This window comes from Robiginitalea aestuariiviva (assembly GCF_029537735.1).
Classification (GTDB): Bacteria; Bacteroidota; Bacteroidia; order Flavobacteriales; family Flavobacteriaceae; genus Robiginitalea; species Robiginitalea aestuariiviva.
Map to the genome: position 1 here is coordinate 340,371 of NZ_JARPUQ010000002.1, position 18,162 is coordinate 358,532.

The following is an 18,162-nucleotide window of genomic DNA, read 5'->3' on the forward strand; positions in this document are numbered from 1 at the left end:
AAATCTGGGCCGATTTACCTATTTTGGATAGGTAGTTTCCCCGGGGCCGCAGTCTGGATTTTCCGCCCGCTTTAAATGAGATTGGCGGGATTTTTGATGCAGTGTTGACTATGAAAAAATGCTTCTTTCTCTATTTCCTTTTGGTATGTGGCTGGGCCACAACCGAGGCGCAGGCCCAGATTACCGTCCGTAAAGGGTTGGTTATCGACAGCCTGGGGTTACAGGATTCCGTAGGCAGCCAGTTAAGTTTGTTCCTTCCCTCGTATTTCACCCCGGACCGAAAATGGCCGCTGCTCTTCCTGATCGAGTCTGAAGCGACCCGCTACCAGTCCATGCGGCACCTGAAGAATGCCGCGGAAAAAAACGGCTATATCCTGGCCTCCTCCCGCATGATGGGCAGCGATATTCCTCTAACCCAAAAGGTACTGTACTTCAGCCAAAGCGTGGAGATGGTCTCCAGCCTGGTGCCCCTGGATCCTTCCCGCATCAATGTAGGGGGTTATGGCTCCGGTGCCCTGGTGGCGACCTTGTTGCCGGGGCTGCTCAACAAGATACAGGGCGTGCTGGTACTGGGGTCTGCTACTCCCAACTGGGGGCTGATGCCCCGTACCAGCAGGCGTTTCCATTTTGTGGGGATTTACGGGCAGCAGGATTACCGCTTTCTGGATATGCTGGACTCGGAAACCCTGCTGGACCAGCGCAAAATTCCGAATCATCTCTTGTACTTTGACGGGGGCGCAGAACGCCCGGACGACGAATTCCCCGTTCGGGGGTTGCAATCCCTGACCCTGATGGCCATGGCTCGTAAATGGATCCCCCAGGACACCGTGACCGTGGCAACGGCAAAAGTTGCATGGTTGCAATACGTGCGCAAACTGCGCAACAGCGGGCAGTTCCTCTTGGCACACGACCAGTTGGAAGAGGCCATAGCCTTGCTGGCGCCCCTGACCGACGTGGATGGCCTCCGGGTGATGGAGCGGGAATTGCGAAGGAATAACGGGTATCGGGCCCAGCGGCGCGATTTTGAAGTTTTTCAGTTGCGGGAACGCTTTATGCGAGACGACTTTGCCCTGTACCTGGAAGAGGACGTCCTGAATTTCAACCTGAATAACCTGGGGTGGTGGCGGTTCCAGATGGAAAAGCTGGAAAAGCATAAGGCCAGCCCCAAACGGGAGGAACAACTGATGGGGGCTCGCCTGGAATCTTACCTGAATGCCCTGGTGGACGAATACCTGGTGATTGCCGCCGCCCAGCAAGCCCAGGAAGCCGGAGACGAGGTGCTGCTGCGCATGGTGAAGACCATCACGTCCCCGAAGGATTTCGGGAATTACCTGAAATTGATTTCCCTCACGTCCAAATACGAAGATTACGGAACGGCCCTGTTCTATATGGAGGAGCTCCTTAAGCAGGGCTTCCGGGACCGCGCCGCCCTGTATGATCTGGAGCATACGGCCTTGCTCCGTATCAGTCCGGAATTCAATGACCTTGTAGCCAAATATCTGAAGGATGCCCGCTACGAGTTACCCGAGCCGCCGGCTCCCGAACCCCAGAAGGAGGACGGATAATTCCCGTGTCCCAGAGGCACCCGGATGGGTTTAGGGTTTGCACGCTTGGTTCTAAGATGCGATCTTTACCGGGCGGCTTTCCCCCGGCTGCGACATTCAAACCCATTCCTATGAACCTTCGAACACCTATGCTTTTGGGGGTCGCAGTCCTTATGGTGGGCTGTAACCGGGGCAAACGCTACCATGAAACCAGCCAGACCGAACCCGTTCCCGTGGAATCCCATACGGGCCTACAGGCCGTGCTGGAATTCCAGGAGGAGCTCAATGCCGAATACCGGGACCCGGAAACCTCCCCCCTTACCGACGAGGACCTCCCCCGTTTTCAGGGGCTTGCCTTTTTTGAACCGGATACCTCTTACCAGGTTTGGGCCCGGTTGTCCCGGACGCCGGAAGCTTTGCCCTTTGACATGCCCACCACCACGGACCGCCTTTCGCGGGAGCGGCAATACGGCACCCTGCATTTTGAACTGGAAGGAGAAGGATTCTATCTGAAGGTGTACCAGAACCTGCAACTCATGCAGGAGGAAGGGTTTGAGGATTATCTCTTTCTCCCGTTTACGGATGCCACCAATGGGAAGGAAACCTATTACGGGGGGCGGTACATGGACCTGCGCATTCCGGCCGGAGATAGCTTGCTGTTGGACTTCAACCAGGCCTATAACCCCTATTGTGCGTATAATCCCGACTATTCCTGCCCCATTGTGCCCAGGGAAAACCATTTGGACATCCCGGTACGTGCAGGGGTCATGGCTTATGGGCCCTAAATGAAAACCCCCGGCACCAGGCCGGGGGCTTTCCCATTAACCAAACTAAACAAAATGGGCGGCAAAAAGCCTTAGAAGGAGTAGACCGCGGCCAGCAGGAAGGAAGCGAGGCTTTTGGTCGGATCCAGGTCATTGTTGATAAAAGCGTCGTCCGAAGCGCTGTCCAGACGGATTTCCGGTTTGATCATCAGGTCGCCTACAGTAGCGCTGCCGGTCAGGGTCACGGCCAGTACGCTGGAATCCTCCAGGCCGGTACCGATAGCCCCGTAATCCCCGGTTTCCACGAAGTATTCTGCCCGCAGGCCCAGGGCGAAATTCTCGGAGGTGCTGTACTGCGGGTACAGGGCTACCCCTGCAAAGCCCAGGTCTTCGTCGTCAAAATAGGCGGCGTTTACCCCCAGGTAGAAATCTTCGGTAACATCGAAGCCCCCGGTATAATCGATTTCATAAGCACCCTGGCTGTACACGAAGTTCAGGTATTGCCCGGAGTACCCCAATTGGGCACCCACGGCGTAATCCCCGGTGGGGTTGAACTCGGTGAGGTCGGTGGGGTTCATCACCGCCAGCATGGCGGACCAGTCGTTGCCCAGGTCAAAATCGGCTTTTAAACCGGTGTGCGAAAAAGGCCCGTAAGAGAACAGGTAAGAGGTGCTGTAGTTAAAGTTGGCCGCCGGGGAGATAACCTCATACCCCAGGAAGGTGTTGAAATTCCCGAAGGTAAGGGTTACGCTTTCCGAAACGTTCCAGTACACGTACAGCTGGTTTACGATATTCCCGGTCATGGAATACATGGGGGAGGCAAAAACGGCATCCGTTCCGCGGGGCCCGAAAACCAGGTCTGCCACAAAGCCCACCTTTTCGCCTTCATAGGTGGCAATCAGGTTGGCCATGCCCAGGGAAAAGCCCGGCAGGTTGGCAAAGGAAGACCCGGGTGCAATGGCATCTTCGTCGTTGGGGGCGGTCAGGTTGGCCCGGTAATAGGCGTCAACGGTTCCGCTCAGGGTAAACTTCTTCTCTGCTTCCTCTTCCTGGGACCAGGCAGAAAAGGCCGATAAAAACGTAAGGCCAATAAGCAGATATTTTCCGAAATTTGTATTTGTAATCGCTTTCATAGGATTCATGTTTTGCTCTGAAAAGCAGAGTGATTGTTTTTGACTTGTGAGTTCGTTGAAATGATTGCGTTTTTAAAGACGGAGCGTTTGGCAGAACGCTCCGTCCCTTTTATTAAGGTTTAGTGCTGGTTCATCCGGAAGTCCGCATAGGCGTCCATGCCGTGCTCGTGTATATCCAGCCCGTCCAGCTCCTCTTCCTTGTCTACGCGGATACCCACGGTTTTCTTCAGGATAAAGATGAACAGGAAGGCGGTCACAATACAGAATACCCCTGCTGCGCCTACCCCGGTAAGCTGGTAAAGGAACTGGTCTATGCCGGCTTTGTCGCCAAAGATGCCTACAGCCAGGGTGCCCCAGATTCCGCAAATCAGGTGGACGGTTACGGCGCCAACCGGGTCGTCCAGGCGGATGCGGTCAATCAGTGCCACCCCGCCAACGATGATGGCGCCGGCAATAAGCCCAATCACCACAGCTTCATTGGGGGACATCAGGTCTGCGCCGGCAGTGATGCCCACCAGGCCGCCCAGGATCCCGTTCAGGAACATGGTCAGGTCGTAATTCTTATACGCCAGCGTCGATACTACAAAGGCACTTACCCCTCCGGCAGCCGCAGCCAGACTGGTGGTCACCAGCACCAGGGAGGTCAGGGCCGGGTCTGCGGACAGGACGGAACCGCCGTTAAAGCCGAACCAACCCAGCCAAAGGATGAGGACCCCGGCCGTAGCCAGCGGGATATTGTGTCCGGGAATAGCCTTGGGTTTCCCATCGTCACCGAATTTCCCGATTCGCGCGCCGAGCAGCCAGATAGCCACCAGGGCGCCCCATCCGCCTACGGAGTGTACCAGGGTAGACCCTGCAAAATCATAAAATCCGGCCTCTTCGCCACCCAGGGTGGAGAGGAACCCACCGCCCCACTGCCAGGAACCCACAATCGGGTATACCAGGCCTACGTAGAGGAGGGTAAAGATCATGAACGGTCCCAGTTTGATTCGCTCTGCCACAGCCCCGGAAACAATGGTGGCAGCGGTGGCGGCAAACATGCCCTGGAAGAGGAAGTCCGTCCAGTAGGTGTATCCGCCGTCTGCATATTCGGGGGTGAGCCCGGCAGCGTCGGTTTCCAGGCCAAAGCCTGCAAATCCGAGGAAGCCGTTGAACTCCCCGGGGTACATGAGGTTAAAGCCCCCGATGTAGTACATCAGCAGCCCTACGGTAATGATGAAAATATTCTTGAAAAGGATGTTGATGGTGTTTTTCTGGCGGGTGAGCCCGATTTCCAGAAAAGCAAAGCCCAGGTGCATGAAGAACACCAGGGCGGTGCACAACATCATCCATACGTTGTTAGCTGTAAATAATCCAGTATCCATAACGAAAAATCTTTTGAGTCGGTTAGTTAGTTAATGCCGGCATGGCCGCTTTCCTTGGTTCTGATGCGATAGGCTTCGATAATGTCGGATACGAAGATTTTTCCATCCCCGACATTTCCGGTATATGCCGTTTCGAGCAGGGTGTTGATGGTGCGCTCCAGGAAACTGTCGCTGACAACGATCACCAGGTACCTGCGCTGGATATCGGAAGTGCTATAGGAGATCCCCCGGTATACATGTCCCTGTTTTTCGTTTCCAACCCCGGTAACATCCCAGTAGCTGAAAAAATTCACCTCGATTTGATGCAGGGCCTTTTTGACCTCATCAAACTTGGATTTTCTGATAATGGCTTCCACTTTTTTCATGAGTAGTAGTTTTTGTTGATCGGGCCAAATATATATTAAATTGAATACCCCCTCAAAAAACAGGGGGTAGGGGCAGGATTTTTATTATACTTTTAAATATACCCCCTAAAAAATGAGGGTATCATTTTTATAAAGGGTAATTATTTGGGTATTGCTGAATAGTTTGAAGGGAAACGAGGGAAATGCTGAAAAAATGCAGGGAATTACGGACAAAACATTGCCGTATTGTTAATAAATAATCAAAAACGTTGATAAAAGTTAGGAATATCCAGGGGCTAAGCCAGAAAGCGGGCCAGCCAAAAGCCAAGCATTACCGCGCCTATGCCCAGGGCAATGCTACCCAGGCTGTAGGCGAGGAAGGGGAGGTAGCTCCCCTGCTTTAGGAGCAGGAACTGCTCCAGGCCAAAGGTAGAAAAGGTGGTGAAGCCACCACAAAACCCCGTTGCCAGCAAGGCAGCCTGGGCGGGGTTGGTGGAGCCGGTGCGCAGGGTGGTGCCCAGGAGCAGGCCAATAAGCAGGCAGCCCACCACATTTACCAGGAAGGTGCCCAGGTAAAAACCGGAAATAAGGGGGTTCAGGTATTGGCTGACCAGGTATCTTAGACCACTGCCAATCCCACCGCCGAGTATGACTAACAGCAATGGCTTCATCTAGGGCCGGTGTTGGCGTAAAGGGTTGGAAACGGCAATGGCCGCCCCAGTGGAGGGTAAATCTAAGAAAAGTTTGCCTTACACCGCTTTGCGGTACTCGGAATCCAGGGTGTCCAGACGAAGGTTTTTGAGCTTCAGGGTAGGCAGGCTCGCCGAACGTGACCTGTTTTTACGCTGAAAACGCACCGAGGTGCTGAAGATCAGCAACAGGGCGTTTAGTAAGACAACAGCGGTAAAAATGGTAAAGAATACAACCATGGACGTAGGTTCTTTGAAAGCTATAACGCAAAAGTACGGCTTTTCTTATATTTTCCGTAAAATTTCACGCTATCACAGATATAAATGGGAATTTTTGCCGTATCCGTAATTGCGGGTGTTAGAAACTGAGTATGTACTTTAAAAGGAAGAGGATGATTACGAAACTGACAAAGGCCAAAAGCACCCATCCGACCCCTTTGTACTGCTTTTTGGTGGTCTCACGGTCCGATCGGTAGACCCAGACCATGGCTGCTGTAAAAGCAACGATAAAAAAGAGGGCGAAGGCAATTTGTCCGGAGGAAAACATCTTTCTATTTTTAGCCGCCTGCCGTGGCAGACCTGCGGGGCAAAATTAATCCAAAATCACGCCAAATGAAAGAAAAAATCGCCGCGGTTGCGGCTTTCCACGAGGCCTTTGGCCTGGGTATATCCGATACTCCCATCGCCCATCTCGGGGCAGAGAAAAACCTGCTGCGCTACAAACTCATGCGGGAGGAAAACGAGGAATACCTGGACGCCGCCATGCAAGGGGACCTGGTGGAGGTGGCCGATGCCCTGGGCGACATGTTGTACATCCTTTGCGGCACCCTGTTGGAGCACGGCTTGCAGCATAAGATCGAGGCGGTTTTTGAAGCGATACAGCGCAGCAACATGAGTAAACTGGGTGCCGACGGTAAGCCCATATACCGCGAAGACGGCAAGGTGATGAAAGGCCCGGATTACTTCACCCCGGATATCGCTTCGGCCCTGGAAGACTAAGGGTTATTTGCCCCCAACGGCATACCGCCATCCAAACGGGTCTTCGGCCCGGTTGTACTGGATGTCCGTAATACGTTTCTTGATGTAGGCTGCATAGGAATCCTCCAGCTCAGGCAGGGCGTAGCGTTTGCCCTGGTACCCGAAACCGCTGATGGGAGAAACTACCGCTGCCGTTCCGGCCCCGAACATTTCCTTCAGGGTGCCGTTGGCCGCGGCCTCCAGTAATTCGGAAACACGGATTTTACGAACTTCGGTGGCAATGCCTTCTGCCTCTGCAAGGGTGAGGATACTCTTGCGGGTGATTCCGTCCAGGATGCGGTCGCTGGTAGGGCTGGTCAGCAGGGTATCCCCGATGCGGATAAAAATATTCATGGCCCCGGCTTCCTCTATGAATTCGTGGGTGTTGTCATCTGTCCAGACCACTTGCTGGAACCCGGCTTCCTTGGCCAGGTGGGTGGGGTAGAACTGCCCGGCGTAGTTGCCGCCAGCCTTGGCATATCCCACACCTCCGTTGGCCGCGCGGGAATAGGTTTCTTCAATCCGGACGTCCACTTTCCCGGAAAAATAGGCCCCTGAGGGGGCACAGGCAATGATAAAGGTATAGGCATCTGCCGGGGAGGCGTGAAAACCGGTCCCCGATGCAAAAATGAAGGGGCGGATGTACAGGGAGCTCCCAGCCTGGGTGGGGATCCAGTCCGAATCCACCTCCAGCAGGGTTTTGAGGCCTTCCATAAACAGGGTTTCCGGCACCTCCGGGATGGCCAGGCGGGCCGCAGATTTGTTCAGGCGCCGCGCGTTTTCCAGCGGGCGGAACAGCCAGGTTTGCCCCTGGGCATCCTTATACGCCTTCATGCCCTCAAAGACTTCCTGTCCATAGTGGAATACCTTGGCAGACGGTTCCAGGGAAATAGGGCCGTAGGGTACGATCCGGGCGTCCTGCCAGGCGCCGTCCCGGTATTCGCAAATGAACATATGGTCTGCAAAAACGCTGCCGAAGGGCAGGTTGTCAAAATCGACCTCGGGCAGGCGGGATGCCTTGGTTTTGGTGATGGTGATGGCTTGGGTGGTGAACTCCATATACCTCGGTTTTGGAAGCATAAAAGTACATAATATTCTTCTGGCATACCCTTTAATTTCCGCCATAAAATCCTGACCTTTGGCAGAAGCAACAAAGCGATAAAGATTATGCGGCATTTTAACAGTATTCTTTTGGTTTTTGCACTCGCCGCGGGGTGTGGGCAACAGAAATCGCAACAGGAAAATACGGGCATAGCTCCCGAAGCACCAGCAGTGGAGGCCAGTGATGCGGCTGTGGCCCTGGGCGCCCCGATTCCCGAAGGCGCGGTGCTGGATGCGGCCAGGGCTGCAGCCCTGTTCGGGAACCTTAGCGCAACAGACACCCTGCAAACCACCTTTGAAGCCGAGGTGCTGGAGGTCTGCCAGGCCAAAGGCTGCTGGATGAAACTTGCTCTGCCCGGGCAGGACCCGGTAATGGTCCGATTCAAGGATTATGGGTTTTTTGTGCCCAAGGACCTGGCAGGTACCCGGGTCACAGTATCCGGGAAAGCCTTCGTTTCTGAGGTTTCAGAAGCCGATCGCAGGCACCTGGCCCAGGACGCCGGAGCCCCGGAGGAAGAAGTACTGGCCTTAGTCGGCCCGGTAAAGGAAGCCGGTTTTGAAGCCGATGGTGTCCGATTCCGCCAATAAAGGTTCCCGCCAATGGGTGCGGACCGCCGATGGTTCGCCCACCCTGCACCTTCCGGAATGGGACGAACACTACCACTCGGTGCACGGGGCCCTGCAGGAATCCCTGCACGTCTTTATAGAGGCCGGGCTCAGGCACCTGCCTCCGACCAATCCCCTGCACATCCTGGAAATGGGCTTCGGCACCGGGCTAAACGCCCTGCTGACTCTGCTCGAAACCCGGGAAGGGTATCCTGAGGTGGTGTACACGGCCCTGGAAGCTTTTCCCCTGGAGCCAGCCGAATGGGAGCCGCTGGACTATGCCACCTCCCTAAAAAGCCCCGATGCGGCCGCGGCCTATGCTGCTTTGCACCTGGCGCCCTGGGAATCCCGGGCCCGGGTGGCCCCACACTTTCACCTTTGCAAGCGGCAGATGGATTTTCGGGAATTTCAGGATACCGGCGGCTACCACCTGCTGTATTTTGACGCCTTTGGGGCCCGGGTACAACCGGAACTCTGGACCGAAAAGATCTTCAGGGCCATGTTCAACGCCCTGGAACCCGGAGGGGTGCTGGTGACCTATGCCGCGAAAGGCAGCGTACGCCGGGCCATGCAGGCAGCCGGCTTTGGCGTGGAGCGCCTCCCTGGCCCGCCGGGGAAACGGGAAATGCTGCGAGCCACCCGCCCGCCCCAATGTTAAATCCCCTTTAAAGCCTTCGCCTTTCCCCTCCCGGCACCGTATTTTTGTTAAAAATTTGCTTTTGAGTGTTCTGATCACCGGCGCCACAGGCCTGGTAGGCAATACCCTGGTGGCCCAATGCCGAAATGCCGGCATCTCCGTAAAATACCTGACCCGAAGTGCTGACCAGCTTCGCAGCGAAGCCGGGATGGAAGGTTTTCTCTGGGACCCTGGTAAGGGCACCATAGACCCCGCCTGTTTTGAAGGCGTCCGCTGGATCGTAAACCTGGCCGGGGCACCCATTGCCAAGCGGTGGACACCCACCTACAAAAAGGCTATCCTGCAAAGCCGGGTGCAGAGCCTCAATACCCTGTACAAAGGCCTGGAAGCCCTGGGGAACCATACCGTTGAGCACCTGGTTTCCGCCTCGGCGATCGGTATTTACCCGGATTCGCGTACTGCCTTTTATTCGGAAGGGGAAACCAGCCTGGATTCGGGGTTTCTGGGGGAAACGGTACAGGCCTGGGAAACGGCTGCCTTTCGTTTCCGGGAATTGAGCGTCGCGGTGGCGGCCCTGCGCATTGGGTTGGTGCTGGCAAAGGATGGAGGTGCCCTGCCCCAATTGGCCCGGCCGGTGCGCTTCTTTGCGGGAGCCCCCCTGGGGAGCGGGAAGCAGTGGCAGTCCTGGATCCATGTGCAGGACCTGGCCGATATGTTTCTGAGGGCTCTGGAAGACCGATGGGAAGGACCTTATAATGCGGTTGCCCCCAACCCGGTAACCCAAAAAAAGCTGATCCGGGAAACCGCTTCCGTCCTGGACCGCCCCCTTTGGCTGCCTCCGGTTCCGGGCGCCTTCCTTCGGCTGGTGCTTGGTGAAATGGCCCAGGTGGTGCTGGCCAGCCAGCGCGTGAGTTCCGAGAAGGCCCAGATGGAGGGCTTTACCTTCCGGTATGCCAACCTGAGGCCTGCCCTGGAAGACCTGCTGGGTTCGGGTTCCTGAACGGACTATTCCGACATCCCCGCCTTTTTTCGTGACATTTTGACATTATTCCCGAATTGGCAGTACTTTTGCCGCTTATCAATCACGAAATAAACGGCATCAGCAACGATGAGTACAGATAAGGATATGCAACAAGAGGAGGTGGTAGATCCCCAAGGGGGCCAAACCGCCCCGGCAGGGGATTCGGAACCCCAGGGCGATACCGGCGAAACCGGCGGGCAAACCGCGGACGTCGTGGAAGGATTGAAGGCAGAACTGGCAGAGGAAAAAGACAAATTCCTGCGCCTGTTCGCCGAATTCGAGAATTATAAGAAACGCACGTCCCGGGAACGTATGGAGTTGTTTAAGACGGCCGGGCAGGAGGTGATCACCACCATGCTCCCCGTATTGGACGATTTTGACCGCGCCCTGAAAGAACTGGGGCGTTCGGAAGATGAAGAGCTTTTTAAAGGGGTGTCCCTGATCCACAACAAATTCCGGGAAGCCTTACGCAGCAAAGGCCTGGAGGAAATTTCCGTAAAGGAAGGGGATGCCTTCGACGCCGAGGTGCACGAGGCGGTAACCCAGATCCCGGCCCCGAAAAAGAGCCTGAAGGGTAAAGTTGTAGATGTGATCGAAAAGGGATTCACCCTGGGCGACAAAATCATCCGTCACCCCAAGGTAGTGGTGGGAAACTAACGACATGAAGCAGGATTACTACGAAATACTGGGCATCAGTAAAGGTGCCAGCGCCGCGGAAATCAAAAAGGCCTATCGCAAGAAGGCTATTGAATACCATCCGGACAAGAACCCGGGCGATTCCAAGGCCGAGGAAATGTTCAAGAAGGCGGCCGAGGCCTATGAGGTCCTGAGCGACCCGGACAAAAAGGCGCGTTACGACCAGTACGGCCATGCGGCCTTTGAGGGCGGTGGCTTTGGCGGCGGCGGAATGAATATGGAAGATATCTTCAGTCAGTTCGGGGATATTTTCGGCAGCGCCTTTGGCGGTGGCTTCAGCGGCTTTGGCGGCTTTGGCGGCGGCCAGCGCCGCGTAAAGGGCAGCAACCTCCGCATCCGGGTAACCCTGGACCTGGAGGAAGTGGCCAACGGGGTGGAGAAAAAAGTGAAGGTGAAGCGGAAGGTGCAGGCCCCGGGGGTTACCTATAAAACGTGTGCCACCTGTGGCGGCAGCGGGCAGATCACTAAGATTACCAATACCATCCTGGGCCGGATGCAGACGGCTACCCCCTGTACCCAATGCGGGGGCAGCGGGCAGACCATCGACTCCAAACCTTCGGATTCCGATGCCCATGGGCTGCAGGTTCGGGAAGAGACCGTTTCCATCCAGATTCCGCCGGGAGTGGAATCCGGGATGCAGTTAAAAGTTTCCGGCAAAGGGAACGAGGCCCCCGGAAACGGGGTGCCGGGAGACCTGCTGGTGGCCATTGAAACCCGGGAACACCCCACCCTGAAGCGGGAGGGAGACAACCTCCACTACGATCTGTATATCAGCATGCCGGACGCCGTGCTGGGTACCTCCAAGGAAATCGATACCGTGGGCGGCAAGGTTCGCATCAAGCTGGAAGCCGGTATTCAGTCCGGGAAAATTCTGCGCCTGCGCCACAAGGGGATCAAGAGCCTGAACGGGTATGGCACCGGAGACCTGCTGGTGCATGTAAACGTCTGGACCCCCAGGGAACTCAATAAGGAACAGCGCGCCTTTTTTGAACGGATGCAGGAGGATGAAAATTTTGCCCCTAAACCCGAGAAATCGGAGAAATCCTTCTTCGAAAAGGTAAAAGACATGTTCTCTTGACGAATAATACCTGCGGCTTTGAAAAAAAAATGTATATTTGGTTTGATATTGGGACTCCAATATTAATTTTCTTTTTCATAGCAATTTTTTTCCCATCCTCGATGCCCGCATTGGGGATGGGTTTTTTGTGGGTAATCCTACCGGCAGGCAGGCTGTGGCAGCCCTTCACAATCCTGCCCAAAACCGCTATCTTTACGAACCTTAAAACCCACCTGCATGGAGCCCGTTCTGTCGGTTCAAGACCTCAGTAAGCAGTTTGGCACCTACACGGCCCTGGACCGCGTTTCCCTGGATATTCCCAGGGGATCCATCTTTGGCCTGCTGGGGCCCAACGGGGCCGGGAAGACCACGCTGATCCGTATCATCAACCAGATTACCTATCCGGATTCGGGCAGCATCTGGCTGGACGGGCAGCCCCTGGGTCCCGAACACATTGCCCAGATCGGTTACCTGCCGGAAGAACGCGGCCTGTATAAAAGCATGAAGGTAGGGGAGCAGGCGCTGTATCTGGCCCAGTTAAAAGGTCTGAGCCGGGCAGACGCCCGGGAACAGCTGCGCTACTGGTTCGACAAACTGGACATCGGCCACTGGTGGAACAAAAAAGTACAGGAACTCTCCAAGGGCATGGCCCAGAAAATCCAGTTTGTAGTTACCGTTTTGCACCGGCCCAAACTCCTGATCTTCGACGAACCCTTTAGCGGGTTCGACCCCATCAATGCGGCCCTGATCAAGGACCAGATCCTGGAGCTGAATGCCCAGGGTGCATCCATCATCTTTTCCACCCACCGGATGGAATCGGTAGAGGAACTCTGCCAGCACATTGGCCTGATCCACCGCTCGCGCCTGATCCTCAAAGGCCGGTTGTCGGCCATAAAAAAGGAATACCGGCAGGGGAAATACAAGGTACAGTGGGAGCCCGCGAATAGGGAGGCCGGCCTGGGGCCCCTGCAGGAGGCCCTGGAAGTGTCCGCGGCAACTTTCGATGCAGAAGAGGGAATTTGGGATTTTACCCTGAAGCTGGGGGATGCGGACAAGGCGGCCGCCCTGCAGTTCCTGTCCACCCACGGCAACCTGGCTGCCTTTTCCGAATGGATCCCCACCGCCGAGGAAATTTTTATCCGAACCGTCCAAAAACAGGAAGCAAATGGCTAAGCTCTGGTTGATTATCCGTCGGGAATACCTGGCCAAGGTACGCAACAAATCCTTTGTGGTCATGACCTTTCTGAGCCCCATACTACTGGTGGGGATGGTGGTGCTGATCGCCTACCTGACCCAGGTAAACGACAACGAAAAACGGGTAGTGGCCGTCCTGAACCAGAGCGCATTCTTTGGGAATTCCTTTACCCCCGGCACCGGGGTATCCTTTGTGGATTTCAAGGGGATTAGCCTGGAGGCGGCCAAAGACAGCGTTACCGGCATGGGCTTCTACGGCCTTTTGCACCTGCCCCCGGCCGGAGATGCCGAGGCCGTGGCCCGGGAGGCCTTTCTCTATACACGGGAGGTTCCCAGCACCTCGGTACTGACCGAGGTGGAAGACGCCCTGGAAGACGACCTGAGGGCCTACCGCCTGGAGGCTATGGGGGTTACCCCCGGGGAGTATGCCCAGGTGCGACAGGGGTACGACCTGCAGACTGCCACCTTCCGCGGGGAACGCAGCCATAAGGGGATCAATGAGTTCAAAGCCATAGTGGGCGGGGGCTTCGGGTACCTGATCATGATGTTCATCATTATCTATGGGGGTTTTGTGATGCGATCGGTAATCGAGGAAAAGACCAGCCGTATCATCGAGGTGATCATTTCCTCGGTCAAGCCCTTCCAATTGATGATGGGCAAGATTATCGGGACATCCCTGGCCGGGGTCACCCAGTTTCTGATATGGATTCTTTCCGCAGGGTTGCTCCTGACGGTGGCCCTGCTATTTATGGACATTGACCCGGGGGTGCTGATGCAGGGCCCGGGCATGGGCGGAGCCCTGGAACAGCAACTTTCCAGCAGCGCCCTGGCAGACGACCAGACGGCCCGCCTGATGCTGGAGGAATTCGTGCAGCTGCCCATGGGGCTGTTGTTGTTCTTTTTCCTGGTATACTTTGTGCTGGGGTACCTGATCTACAGTTCCATCTATGCCGCCATAGGAGCGGCGGTAGACAACGAAACGGACACCCAGCAGTTTATCCTGCCGGTAATCCTGCCCCTGATGCTGGCCATATATGTGGGCTTTTTCTCAGTGTTCAGCAACCCCCACGGCCCCATAGCCGTGGCGTTTTCGATCTTTCCGCTTACGTCTCCCATCGTGATGCTGATGCGCCTGCCCTCCGGGATCGGACCCACAGGGGTACCCTATTGGGAGCTGGCAGCCTCGCTTTCCCTGCTGTTGCTTACCTTTATAGGGATTGTATGGCTGGCTGCCAAAATCTACCGTATCGGGATTTTGATGTACGGCAAAAAGCCCACCTACAAGGAACTCTATAAATGGCTGAAATACTGAGATGATACAAGACACTGCGTCCCCGGTAAAAGACTTTATAGAAAAGGATTTCTGGTCAGAGATCACGGACTTCCTCAATTTGGGCCTCCATGTGGGTGAAGGGGAGAACTCCATTCATATTACCATCGGACTGTTGCTCACCCTGAGTGTGGCCCTGGTGGGGACGGCGGTGTTGTTGCGGTGGCTGCGTTCCTTCCTGACCCGGAAGATGGTACAGGAAGACAAGATGAAGTTCGTCACCATCTTCAAGTACATCAAATACGTGATTTACGTGGCGGTGGTCCTGCTCACCATGAGTGCGGCAGGCATCGACATCACCCTGCTGATTACCGCCTCGGCGGCCCTGTTTGTAGGGGTAGGCCTGGCCCTGCAGGAACTCTTCCAGGATATCATTGCCGGCATCCTGATCCTGGTGGATAAGTCCCTTCGCGTTGGGGATATTGTGGAGGTGGACGGCAAGGTAGGCAAGGTCTTCGAGATCAAGCTGCGCAGTACCCGTGCCCTGACCCGGGACGACAAGGTGCTGGTGATCCCCAACCACAAGTTTTTAAGCGAAGTCATCTACAATTATACCCAGAACCACCGTACCACCCGCGAAGCCGTGAGGGTGGGGGTGGCTTATGGCAGCGACGTGCAAAAGGTCACGGACCTCTTGCTCAAATCCCTCGAAAACCAGAAAGGTATCCTGAAGAATCCCAAGCCCTTTGTGCTTTTTGATGACTTCGGGGATTCCGCCCTGCTGTTCTCGGTCCATTTTTTCATTAATGATTCCTTCTCGGACCCCCGGATCAAAAGTGAGATCCGTTACCGCATAGACGCCCTGTTCCGCGAACATGGGGTGACCATTCCCTTCCCGCAACGGGATGTGCATTTCTTTGCCCATACCCCCGTTTCCGTCCAACAGAAAGGCGGGAAATAAAGGACACTGTCTTTTTACCGGAGGGCTGCCTGTTTTTTGCGGGCGGTAGGCCTATTTTGGAGTTGGGTGGGGGTGGGGGCCGAATTCAGCCGATTACCTGCACAGCCACGGATTTGATCAGGCACCACACAGCCTTCCCGGGTTCCAGGCCCAGTTGCCTGAGGGCGGGCCCGGTGATTTCCACGGCCAGGGGTACCCCGGTGTCTACCAGGCACAGGGGCCGGTCACCGTTTCCGAGCAGGGCCAAAACTTTCCCGGGAATCTGGTTTTGAATGGAAACCCCGTCCAGCCGGTTTTGGGACAGGGCTATATCCGAAGCCCGGATCACCACCCGCACCCTGCTTCCCGGGGCAGGGGGCGTGCCCTCTACCTGGCATTTCAAGTGGGGTTGCTGGGATTTGCCGGGCCATTGCAATTCGATCAGACTGCCGGTTTCCGTGGGCCAGGCCACTTCCATTTGCATGGAATTCCCCACCGGTTCATCCCCCAGCAGGGTCATGGCCTCCGCCTGCCGGAGCAACTCCACATAATGATTGTGCCCAATGCAATGTCCGTCCCGGATCAGGCAGAGCCTGCTGGTGAGTTTCAGCAGGTCCTCCAGGTTGTGGCTTACCACCCACAACGGAATATTTACCCGTTGCTGAACCTTCAGGATCAGGGGGATAATCTGCCGCCGCATCCCCTGGTCTACTGCCGCAAAGGGCTCGTCCAGCAGCAGCATATCCGGGGCCGAGAGCAGGGCCCTTCCCAGGGCGGTACGCTGTTTTTCCCCTCCGGAAATACCCTGGGGCTTGCGGTGGAGCAGCCCTTCCAGGCCCAGGAGGTCAATAATTTCGTCATAGGCCACCAGGGGTTTGCCCTGGTAGGGCAAGCCGTATTTCAGGTTTTGGGCCACAGTCATATGCGGAAACAGCCGGCCTTCCTGAAAGACATACCCAATACGGCGTTCCCTGGGGGCCAGGCAGATCTTGCGGGCGCTGTTGAAAAGGACACGCCCGTTTACGCCAATATGACCGGCTTGCGGTTTTTCAAGGCCGGCAACCGCCTGCAGCAGGGAAGTTTTGCCAGACCCGCTGGGGCCGTAAATCCCCGTGATGCCCCCGGCAAACACTTCCTTTATGGCCAGGGTAAACCGGTCCCTTTCCAGTCTGATATCAACCTCGGTCATGCCTCAATTTTTTAATATACCATTCCGAAAGCAACATGGCCGCCAGGGAAATCCCTACGGATACCAGTACCAGGCGCAGGGTGGCCTCTTCCCCCCCGGGAACCTGCATCAGGGCATAAATGGCCAGGGGGAGGGTTTGGGTTTCGCCGGCAATATTTCCGGCAAAGGTGATGGTGGCCCCGAATTCGCCCAGGGAACGGGCGAACCCCAGGATGGCGCCGGAGAGGATGCCCGGCATGGCCAGGGGCACCGTGATCCGAAAAAAAGTCTTCAGGTTTCCGGCCCCCAGCAGGCGGGAAGCGTCCTCCAGGCGGGTGTCCACCATTTCCATGGCTGTGCGTACCGAACGCACCACCAAGGGGAAGGAAACCACAGCCGAGGCGATCACTGCCGCGTGAAAACTAAAGGCCAGCCGAAGCCCGAAAGCGGATTCCAGCCATTGCCCCAGCGGGCTGCGGGCGCCCAGGGCCAGCAATAACAGGTATCCCGTAGTTACCGGGGGCATGACCAGGGGCAGGTGGAGGAGGCTTTCCACGACAGCCTTGCCGCGGAAGCGGGAACGGGCCATTTTATAGCCTACCCACAAGGCCAGCGGCAGGGTTATCACCATACAGGCCACCGCCACGCGCACCGAAAGGCCAATGGCCTGCCATTCTGCATCACTGAAGCTCATGGGCTATGTTTTTTAAGGGGTCGGGAGGGGTGAAACCGAATGCTTTCCAGATGGTTTGGGCCTCGGGGCTTTGCAGGAAGGCCATATAGTCCTGTGCCATCCCGGTATCCGTACACCGGCCGGCTGTGTACCGGATGGGGGCATGCAGGCTGTCCGCCAGGGTTGCCAGGACCCTGACCTTGGCGGAATGGCGGGCATCCGTGGCATACACCAGGCCCAGGGGCGCTTCGCCCAACTCCACCACCATCAGGGCGGCGCGCACATCGGCAGCCGGGAGTAGATGTTTTTCCATGGGCTGGGGGAAGCCCAACCGTTCCAGGGCCTGTTGCCCGTACTGGCCGGCCGGGACATGGGCCGGGTCGCCCATGGACAAGCGCTTACCCTGCAAAAGTTCCCTCCACGCCCAGGTGCCGGGGTCTCCAGCAAGGGTAACCGGGCTGTCCTGCGGGGCAATAAGCACCAGGGAATTACCCGCTACTTCCACCAGCCCTGGCGGGCGCAATAGCCCCAGGCTGTCCAGGTAACGGCTCCACCGGGGGTTGGCACTCAGGTAGATATCTGCAGGGGCGCCGGCCCGGATTTGCCGGGCCAGGGTCCCACTGGAGGCCAGGTTCAGGCGGATGTCCAGATCCCGCCCGGAGGCAAAGGCATCCGAAAGGGCTTCCATCACTTCCGCAAGGCTGGAAGCGGCATAAATATGCAGGGGCTGTGCCCGTGGGGTAGGGCGGCAGGCGCCAAAAAGCCCAAGCCCAAACAGGATGAGCAACACGGCGCGTCGATATGTGGTTGATGGGCGGTGCATCACATACAGGTTGCGGTCTACCGGTAAATGTACTATTCTTTTGCGACCCGGCACGGGCCCTGGGGCGTGGCCGGATTCCTGGCCCGGTTCTTGCCCCGTAACTGGAAAGTTTGGGCGGAAC

The 18,162-nt window shown here is 56.4% G+C and carries 21 protein-coding genes; 11 read left to right on the forward strand and 10 right to left on the reverse strand.

Annotated elements, in window-relative coordinates; translation table 11 throughout:
* The first annotated feature begins 110 nt into the window (after positions 1-110).
* Together OZ410_RS08200 and OZ410_RS08205 are read left to right on the forward strand one after the other, a co-directional pair.
* Positions 111-1,565 (forward strand): hypothetical protein, encoded by a 1,455-nt coding sequence (locus OZ410_RS08200; RefSeq protein ID WP_277707463.1) that lies wholly within the window; start codon positions 111-113, stop codon positions 1,563-1,565.
* Positions 1,566-1,675: 110 nt separating this feature from the next.
* Entirely contained in the window at positions 1,676-2,329 is a 654-nt protein-coding gene (locus OZ410_RS08205) for a DUF1684 domain-containing protein (RefSeq protein ID WP_277707464.1), read from the forward strand.
* A 71-nt stretch (positions 2,330-2,400) separates the two neighbouring features.
* Here the strand turns inward: OZ410_RS08205 and OZ410_RS08210 are convergent, their stop codons facing one another.
* The 6 genes from OZ410_RS08210 to OZ410_RS08235 all read right to left on the reverse strand — a co-directional run bounded on the left by OZ410_RS08210 (position 2,401) and on the right by OZ410_RS08235 (position 6,385).
* Complete coding sequence (locus OZ410_RS08210) at positions 2,401-3,441, reverse strand: outer membrane beta-barrel protein (RefSeq protein WP_277707465.1); 1,041 nt, start codon at positions 3,439-3,441, stop codon at positions 2,401-2,403.
* A gap of 119 nt (positions 3,442-3,560) precedes the next feature.
* A complete protein-coding gene (locus tag OZ410_RS08215; protein WP_277707466.1) occupies positions 3,561-4,805 on the reverse strand; it encodes an ammonium transporter in 1,245 nt (414 codons plus the stop codon).
* 26 nt (positions 4,806-4,831) lie between these two features.
* Positions 4,832-5,170 carry a P-II family nitrogen regulator gene (locus OZ410_RS08220; RefSeq protein ID WP_277707467.1) on the reverse strand — a complete coding sequence of 113 codons (339 nt, stop codon included), beginning with the start codon at positions 5,168-5,170 and terminating at the stop codon, positions 4,832-4,834.
* Between the two features lie 275 nt (positions 5,171-5,445).
* On the reverse strand, positions 5,446-5,820 hold the full coding sequence (gene crcB, locus OZ410_RS08225) for a fluoride efflux transporter CrcB (RefSeq protein ID WP_277707468.1): 375 nt from the start codon (positions 5,818-5,820) through the stop codon (positions 5,446-5,448).
* Between the two features lie 78 nt (positions 5,821-5,898).
* Positions 5,899-6,078 (reverse strand): hypothetical protein, encoded by a 180-nt coding sequence (locus OZ410_RS08230; RefSeq protein WP_277707469.1) that lies wholly within the window; start codon positions 6,076-6,078, stop codon positions 5,899-5,901.
* A 118-nt stretch (positions 6,079-6,196) separates the two neighbouring features.
* Complete coding sequence (locus OZ410_RS08235; RefSeq protein WP_277707470.1) at positions 6,197-6,385, reverse strand: hypothetical protein; 189 nt, start codon at positions 6,383-6,385, stop codon at positions 6,197-6,199.
* A 65-nt stretch (positions 6,386-6,450) separates the two neighbouring features.
* On the opposite strand from OZ410_RS08235, the gene OZ410_RS08240 reads away from it, so the two are divergent.
* The gene (locus OZ410_RS08240) at positions 6,451-6,837 is read left to right on the forward strand and encodes a nucleoside triphosphate pyrophosphohydrolase family protein (RefSeq protein ID WP_277707471.1); all 387 of its coding nucleotides are present in this window, start codon (positions 6,451-6,453) and stop codon (positions 6,835-6,837) included.
* Between the two features lie 3 nt (positions 6,838-6,840).
* Here the strand turns inward: OZ410_RS08240 and OZ410_RS08245 are convergent, their stop codons facing one another.
* Positions 6,841-7,914 (reverse strand): branched-chain amino acid aminotransferase, encoded by a 1,074-nt coding sequence (locus OZ410_RS08245; protein WP_277707472.1) that lies wholly within the window; start codon positions 7,912-7,914, stop codon positions 6,841-6,843.
* Positions 7,915-8,046: 132 nt separating this feature from the next.
* Between OZ410_RS08245 and OZ410_RS08250 the strand changes: the two genes are divergently transcribed.
* From OZ410_RS08250 to OZ410_RS08285, 8 genes are all read left to right on the forward strand, one after another.
* The gene (locus OZ410_RS08250) at positions 8,047-8,544 is read left to right on the forward strand and encodes a DUF4920 domain-containing protein (RefSeq protein WP_277707473.1); all 498 of its coding nucleotides are present in this window, start codon (positions 8,047-8,049) and stop codon (positions 8,542-8,544) included.
* Positions 8,522-9,220, forward strand: coding sequence for a tRNA (5-methylaminomethyl-2-thiouridine)(34)-methyltransferase MnmC2 (gene mnmC2 / locus OZ410_RS08255; RefSeq protein ID WP_277708356.1), 699 nt, complete (start codon positions 8,522-8,524; stop codon positions 9,218-9,220). The genes OZ410_RS08250 and mnmC2 overlap by 23 nt, the downstream gene beginning before the upstream one ends.
* A 61-nt stretch (positions 9,221-9,281) precedes the next feature.
* Entirely contained in the window at positions 9,282-10,199 is a 918-nt protein-coding gene (locus tag OZ410_RS08260; protein ID WP_277707474.1) for a TIGR01777 family oxidoreductase, read from the forward strand.
* 108 nt (positions 10,200-10,307) lie between these two features.
* The gene (locus OZ410_RS08265) at positions 10,308-10,877 is read left to right on the forward strand and encodes a nucleotide exchange factor GrpE (RefSeq protein WP_277707475.1); all 570 of its coding nucleotides are present in this window, start codon (positions 10,308-10,310) and stop codon (positions 10,875-10,877) included.
* A gap of 4 nt (positions 10,878-10,881) precedes the next feature.
* On the forward strand, positions 10,882-11,994 hold the full coding sequence (gene dnaJ / locus OZ410_RS08270; protein ID WP_277707476.1) for a molecular chaperone DnaJ: 1,113 nt from the start codon (positions 10,882-10,884) through the stop codon (positions 11,992-11,994).
* A gap of 216 nt (positions 11,995-12,210) precedes the next feature.
* Positions 12,211-13,146, forward strand: coding sequence for an ABC transporter ATP-binding protein (locus tag OZ410_RS08275; protein WP_277707477.1), 936 nt, complete (start codon positions 12,211-12,213; stop codon positions 13,144-13,146).
* Positions 13,139-14,479: an ABC transporter permease gene (locus OZ410_RS08280; protein WP_277707478.1), complete on the forward strand. Its 1,341-nt coding sequence runs from the start codon at positions 13,139-13,141 to the stop codon at positions 14,477-14,479. Before OZ410_RS08275 ends, OZ410_RS08280 begins: the two co-directional genes overlap by 8 nt.
* Position 14,480: 1 nt before the next feature.
* Complete coding sequence (locus OZ410_RS08285; protein WP_277707479.1) at positions 14,481-15,398, forward strand: mechanosensitive ion channel family protein; 918 nt, start codon at positions 14,481-14,483, stop codon at positions 15,396-15,398.
* An 85-nt stretch (positions 15,399-15,483) separates the two neighbouring features.
* Here the strand turns inward: OZ410_RS08285 and modC are convergent, their stop codons facing one another.
* The 3 genes from modC to modA are packed head-to-tail and all read right to left on the reverse strand — an operon-like array spanning position 15,484 to position 18,008.
* Positions 15,484-16,566, reverse strand: a complete 1,083-nt coding sequence (gene modC, locus OZ410_RS08290; protein WP_277707480.1) for a molybdenum ABC transporter ATP-binding protein — start codon at positions 16,564-16,566, stop codon at positions 15,484-15,486.
* Positions 16,553-17,239: a molybdate ABC transporter permease subunit gene (gene modB / locus OZ410_RS08295; RefSeq protein ID WP_277707481.1), complete on the reverse strand. Its 687-nt coding sequence runs from the start codon at positions 17,237-17,239 to the stop codon at positions 16,553-16,555. The genes modC and modB overlap by 14 nt, the downstream gene beginning before the upstream one ends.
* The gene (gene modA / locus OZ410_RS08300; protein ID WP_277707482.1) at positions 17,226-18,008 is read right to left on the reverse strand and encodes a molybdate ABC transporter substrate-binding protein; all 783 of its coding nucleotides are present in this window, start codon (positions 18,006-18,008) and stop codon (positions 17,226-17,228) included. The genes modB and modA overlap by 14 nt, the downstream gene beginning before the upstream one ends.
* Positions 18,009-18,162: the final 154 nt, after the last annotated feature.

Coding starts and splice junctions, on each gene's coding strand:
- OZ410_RS08285 (WP_277707479.1), top strand. CDS start 14,481: ATGATACAAGACACTGCGTCCCCGGTAAAAGACTTTATAGAAAAGGAT.
- OZ410_RS08210 (WP_277707465.1), bottom strand. CDS start 3,441: ATGAAAGCGATTACAAATACAAATTTCGGAAAATATCTGCTTATTGGC.
- modB (WP_277707481.1), bottom strand. CDS start 17,239: ATGAGCTTCAGTGATGCAGAATGGCAGGCCATTGGCCTTTCGGTGCGC.
- OZ410_RS08215 (WP_277707466.1), bottom strand. CDS start 4,805: ATGGATACTGGATTATTTACAGCTAACAACGTATGGATGATGTTGTGC.
- modC (WP_277707480.1), bottom strand. CDS start 16,566: ATGACCGAGGTTGATATCAGACTGGAAAGGGACCGGTTTACCCTGGCC.
- OZ410_RS08220 (WP_277707467.1), bottom strand. CDS start 5,170: ATGAAAAAAGTGGAAGCCATTATCAGAAAATCCAAGTTTGATGAGGTC.
- OZ410_RS08280 (WP_277707478.1), top strand. CDS start 13,139: ATGGCTAAGCTCTGGTTGATTATCCGTCGGGAATACCTGGCCAAGGTA.
- OZ410_RS08245 (WP_277707472.1), bottom strand. CDS start 7,914: ATGGAGTTCACCACCCAAGCCATCACCATCACCAAAACCAAGGCATCC.
- OZ410_RS08235 (WP_277707470.1), bottom strand. CDS start 6,385: ATGTTTTCCTCCGGACAAATTGCCTTCGCCCTCTTTTTTATCGTTGCT.
- OZ410_RS08240 (WP_277707471.1), top strand. CDS start 6,451: ATGAAAGAAAAAATCGCCGCGGTTGCGGCTTTCCACGAGGCCTTTGGC.
- OZ410_RS08205 (WP_277707464.1), top strand. CDS start 1,676: ATGAACCTTCGAACACCTATGCTTTTGGGGGTCGCAGTCCTTATGGTG.
- dnaJ (WP_277707476.1), top strand. CDS start 10,882: ATGAAGCAGGATTACTACGAAATACTGGGCATCAGTAAAGGTGCCAGC.
- OZ410_RS08265 (WP_277707475.1), top strand. CDS start 10,308: ATGAGTACAGATAAGGATATGCAACAAGAGGAGGTGGTAGATCCCCAA.
- OZ410_RS08230 (WP_277707469.1), bottom strand. CDS start 6,078: ATGGTTGTATTCTTTACCATTTTTACCGCTGTTGTCTTACTAAACGCC.
- OZ410_RS08275 (WP_277707477.1), top strand. CDS start 12,211: ATGGAGCCCGTTCTGTCGGTTCAAGACCTCAGTAAGCAGTTTGGCACC.
- crcB (WP_277707468.1), bottom strand. CDS start 5,820: ATGAAGCCATTGCTGTTAGTCATACTCGGCGGTGGGATTGGCAGTGGT.
- mnmC2 (WP_277708356.1), top strand. CDS start 8,522: ATGGTGTCCGATTCCGCCAATAAAGGTTCCCGCCAATGGGTGCGGACC.
- OZ410_RS08200 (WP_277707463.1), top strand. CDS start 111: ATGAAAAAATGCTTCTTTCTCTATTTCCTTTTGGTATGTGGCTGGGCC.